General features: G+C 58.8%; 3 protein-coding genes. 2 read left to right on the top strand and 1 reads right to left on the bottom strand.

All coding sequences use genetic code 11. The features are described from left to right. On the bottom strand, nt 1-1,829 hold a 1,829-nt coding region (locus M3436_19355; GenBank protein MDQ3566146.1), incomplete at its 3' end, for a winged helix-turn-helix domain-containing protein. Nucleotides 1,830-2,191: 362 nt separating this feature from the next. Here M3436_19355 and M3436_19350 point away from each other — a divergent pair. Continuing rightward, nucleotides 2,192-4,231: an alpha/beta hydrolase domain-containing protein gene (locus M3436_19350; GenBank protein MDQ3566145.1), complete on the top strand. Its 2,040-nt coding sequence runs from the start codon at nt 2,192-2,194 to the stop codon at nt 4,229-4,231. A 40-nt stretch (nt 4,232-4,271) separates the two neighbouring features. Then, nucleotides 4,272-4,442, top strand: coding sequence for a hypothetical protein (locus M3436_19345; protein ID MDQ3566144.1), 171 nt, complete (start codon nt 4,272-4,274; stop codon nt 4,440-4,442). The last annotated feature ends 381 nt before the right edge of the window (nt 4,443-4,823 follow it).

Raw genomic sequence — 4,823 nt, 5'->3', positions numbered from 1 at the left:
CCGCCCTCGGCCGGCATCTTCCAGATCTGCAGACTCCCGCTGCGGCTGGAGCCAAAGTAGATCCATTGGCCGTCACGCGACCAACTCGGACACATATCCTCGGACGGCTCCTCTGTCAGGCGGCGAACCTCGCCGCCCTGAGAGCTGACAACGTAGACGTCTCGGTTACCTCCTAAGAGGCCGTCAAAGGCGACCTGCCGCCCGTCAGGAGACCAGCGCGGCGTGCCGGTGTCCGGGGCGCCAATATTCGTCAACTGGAGAGGGTTCTTGCCGTCACGATCAGTGACCCAAATTTCACTGGCTCCTGAACGGTTAGAGGCGAAGACAATCTTTTCTCCGTCCGGCGAGTACTGAGGGTTATCGTCTGCCGTCGTTGAGGCGATCAACTTCACCGGAGCGGCAGCCCGCGCGGGCGTCCCCTGAAGTTCAGCTCTCCAGATGTTTGCATCATCTTGCACCTGTGTCCAAGCCAGCCGGTTGCCCTGCCGGGAGATCGCCGGATAATAAATTTCCTGGGCAAAGACGGCTACTCGTTCGGGATTGCCGCCGCTGACGGGGACTCTCCAAAGATGAAAAATGCTCCCGCCACGTCTTGACGAGAAGACGATTTCGCTCCCGCCCATTGTCCAAGTCAGCCCTTCCGCCATTGTGTCGTCGAAAGTCAGACGCTTCGGCTCACCGCCTGACACCGGCACGACGTAGATGTCTTTTACGCCGGCGGCGAGTGTGCGCGCGAAGGCCAGCAGTTTCCCATCGGGAGAAAAGGCCGGACTGACATCACCCAGCGAGCCCCCGGGCGGATGGGTTAGCCTCCGTTTCTCACCCATTCCGACTGAAAAGAGAGAAATGCTGAAGGGCTCCGCAGCAGAGTCTTTGTCGGCGATTGCCAGCCATTCCCCGCCCGGTGAATAGCTCAGACTAAGTTTATGGAAGGGGCGCTCCGGAAAGATTTCCGACAATTTGCGCTCAGTCCCGCCCAGAGCGGGAACAAGATAGATTCCGCTGCCTTCGCCCTCGCGGGTGAAAGCGATGTGGCGACCGTCCGGTGACCAGACGGGATTCAGGTCAGGCGCGGGGTTCGATGTCAGCCGGAGCGGCTCTCCGGCACCGATCAGCTTGACGTAGATATCCACGTTATCCTCCCGCTCGCCGTCCCAGACGAAAGCGATTTGGTTGCCGTCGGGCGAAAATGCCGGTTGTCTTTCATAACCCGGGAAACTGGTGACGGGAACGGTTCCCGAGAGGGGTTCGGTGCCGTCGCTTCGGAGTTGCTTTTGTCTGCTCCGCTCGGAGAGCCAAAAGGCAATTCCCCCGCTCGCCATGACCAAAACCGCCAGTGCAAGTGCCGCAACTCTTCTCTGACGCCTGAAGCTGTTGAGCGGAGGCGCTGCACCGGTAGTTACTATTATCTGCGGCTCGCCGCCAGCTGCGGATTCCCCTCCAGCGGCCATCCCTGACCCGGTCGGCGCCAGCAACTCAGGGCGAAGATCTCCGTCTCCTTTCAGCTCCTGCACATTGGCGACAAAGCGGTAGCCGCGCTTCGGGATCGTCTCAATAAACTTCTGTCCATTCTCGCCAGACGAGAGCGCCTTGCGGATGAGCGAGATGTTGTAAGAGAGATTGGCCTCCTCGACAAACGCGTCAGGCCAAACCAGCTTCAGCAACTCCTCTTTCCCCAGCAAATGTCCGTGATGCGCGACCAAAACCAGCAGCACGTCGAAGGCTTTAGGTGGGAGCGAAATGACCTCGCCGTCGCGCAGCAAGAGCTGCTCGGTCGTATCCAGCCGGAAATGGCCAAATTCATAGATGCGGCCGATTAACTGGCTCATAAAGGTCCCCAGAACTCCCCAGGAGCGCGCAAAGAAATTCCTAAGAAAATCCTTCGCGTTTACAAAGGACTTAGCGCGGCGCTGAAAGTACCATCCTCACCGATGTGAGCAAATGAAAAGCGCATGGTGATTGCAGGCTTATTTTAAGGTGATGCGGCGGTACGCAGCAATGCGACCCGCCTAACGGCACATTCTCGCAAGAGATCACTTTCATCGGATCATAGAACAAATTGGAGGTAAGTATGGCTAAGGTTTTTGTTAGTTCTGTTGTCAATGTAGCGATTGACAAGGTGTGGGCAAAGATACGAGGTTTTAATGCCTTATCCGACTGCCAGTCAGCCGATGCTGATAGTCAGACGAAGATGAGACAGGTGCGCTCGAACCTTCGAGCACTTCTCACGACACTCTTCGTAGCACTCGTGGTTGCTCTGGGAGCACCAATCCGTGCCGAAGCACACATCACGCGAATTGAAATCACCCGCGTCGAATCGCCGACGTTCGAGGGCACGTCGTTCGGTGATGTGGGCCAGTACGAGAAACTCAGGTTGCGGGCTTTCGGCGAAGTCGATCCGAACGATTCGCGCAACGCGGTAATCACCGATATCGAGTTGGCGCCGCGCAACGCAAGGGGTATGGTCGAGTACTCCATGGACGTCTTCATTCTGAAGCCGGTTGACAGCTCGAGAGGAAACCACCGGCTCTTCTACCACATGAACAACCGGGGCGACATCGGGGGGCCACCCATGGGCATTAGCGTTCTGTTCGCGTTCAACAACGGCGGCGGCGGGAACGATCCGACGACGGTTGCCGACGCCGGCAACGGCTTTCTCATGCGTCAAGGATACACCATCGTTTCCAGCGGCTGGGACGCCGGCGTGGCGCCGGGCAACAACCGCCTGACGATCACAGTCCCCACCGCGAGGAACCCGGATGGCTCGTCGATAGTCGGCCCTGCGCTTGAAGAGTTCGTCATCGACAACGCCAGCACGATGACGGGCGCGCTCACGTATCCGGCGGCGACTCTGGACAAGTCCCAGGCTAGCCTCACCGTGCGCGTGCATTACACGGATCCGCCCGAGGCCGTCTCCGCCGCTGACTGGGAGTATGTCAACGATCGGGCCATCAAGCTGCTGCCCGCCGGAACACCGTTCCAGCAGGGCAGACTCTACGAGTTTACGTATCCCGCGACGGATCCGATCGTCGCAGGGTTAGGCTTCGTTGCCACGCGTGATCTCGCCGCGTTCCTGCGTCACGCCGTCACCGACGATGAGGGCAATCTCAACCCGCTGGCCGGGGACGTTCAGGCCATCTACACGTTTGGCGTCTCGCAGCCCTCGCGCTTCATGCGTGACTACGTGCATCTAGGCTTCAACGAGGATGAGGAGGCCCGGCCGGTCTTCGACGGGATCCTCAACTGGGTCGGCGGGGGGAGCGGAATCTTCCTTAACTATCGCTTTGCCCAGCCCGGGCGGACGCACCGCCAGCACATTGGTCGGTGGTATCCGGAGCGCGAGTTCCCCTTCGCCAATCAGGTCATCTTCGATCCGCACACGGAAAAGACCGACGGTCGTCTTGGTCGGTGCGTGACGAGCAACACTTGTCCGAAGATCTTCGAGGTGAACTCTTCGAACGAGTACTGGGTCAAGGCCGGGTCACTCCTGCATACGGACACTCTCGGGAACGATCTGAAGGATCACCGTAACGTCCGGTCTTACCTCTTCTCGAGCCTGCCGCACGGCGCCTTAAGCGGGCCCGGCATCTGCCAGCAGCCGCGGAACCCGGTCGTTCCCAACCCCGGTCTGCGGGCTCTCCTGGTTGCGCTAGACGAGTGGGTCTCCGAGGGTAAGAAGCCGCCTCTGAGCCGTGTGCCGCGGCGCGCGAATGGGACGCTGGTCCCCTCGCTGCCGCAGGAGGGAGTAGGGTTTCCCTTCATCCCGGGGATCACGTACAACGGGCTCCTGACCACTGGTGACCTATTCGACTTCGGGCCCCTGTTCGATCAAGGCATCCTGACGATCCTCCCGCCGGTTCTCGTGGGTTCCCCCTATCCGGTCTTCGTTCCCAGGACCGACTCCGATGGTAACGACATCGCTGGTATCCGCCTCCCAGAGATCGCCGTGCCGCTGGCGACGTACACCGGCTGGGCCTTGCGCGCGGCCGCCTTTGCCGGGGACGACCTGTGTGACGCCTTTGGCCAGAAGATCGATTTCCGACAAACGAGGGCTGAGCGTTTGGCGATTGGCGATCCGCGACTGTCGATCGAGGAACGATACCCGACGCATGAAAAGTATGTGAAGAAGGTGAGACATGCAGCCAAGCTGCTTCGGCATCATCGCCTACTGCTTGACGAAGACGTCGAGCGGTACATCAAAGCGGCGGAGGCAAGTAGCATCGGTAAGTAGTCTGCGCCTGTTCCAAAAACATCAGAGTGCAAGCGTAGCGATGACTTATCACGGGCTGGGCGAGCGCGAGGTAACGCTTGAGTGGCTGGAGCGGGGCTACTGGGAGCGGGAACCGCGGATGGTCTTTCTGAAGGCCGAACCGAAGTGGAATAATCTGCGCTCAGACCCGCGCTTCCAGAATTTGCTGCGGCGCGTCGGCTTCACGCCGTAAGCGGTGTGGTCCGCGAGGAATGAATGCCCAAGGAGAAACTTCCCTTTGAATTGACTGGGACGTTTTTCTACCGGATCATCAAAAGTGCGGGTCACCAACAGAATCACAGATTAGCAGACGCGCGAAAACCTTCAGTTTGTGCTATGAAACTGGTTTGAAGAGAAAGAAGGTAATGCACCTAGCCCCCCTTTGAAGATGCTACGTTGATGCTGCAAACCAAAAATCGAGTTGAACAGGAGCAGAGTTTTATACCCGGTATAAATGTGTTCGGCAGTTTGAGTTGGACACTTCGGCATTCTGGCATGGACAGTCTAAAGCGTTACCGCCGCAGGCGATATCGGCACGATTGTCAAATGATCAGAACTTGCCTGTAGGGCGTCA

It is taken from the genome of Pseudomonadota bacterium (assembly GCA_030859565.1).
Classification (GTDB): Bacteria; Pseudomonadota; Gammaproteobacteria; order JACCXJ01; family JACCXJ01; genus USCg-Taylor.
The sequence above is the reverse complement of the archived record's forward strand: the minus strand, read 5'-3'. Positions and strand labels throughout refer to the sequence as shown.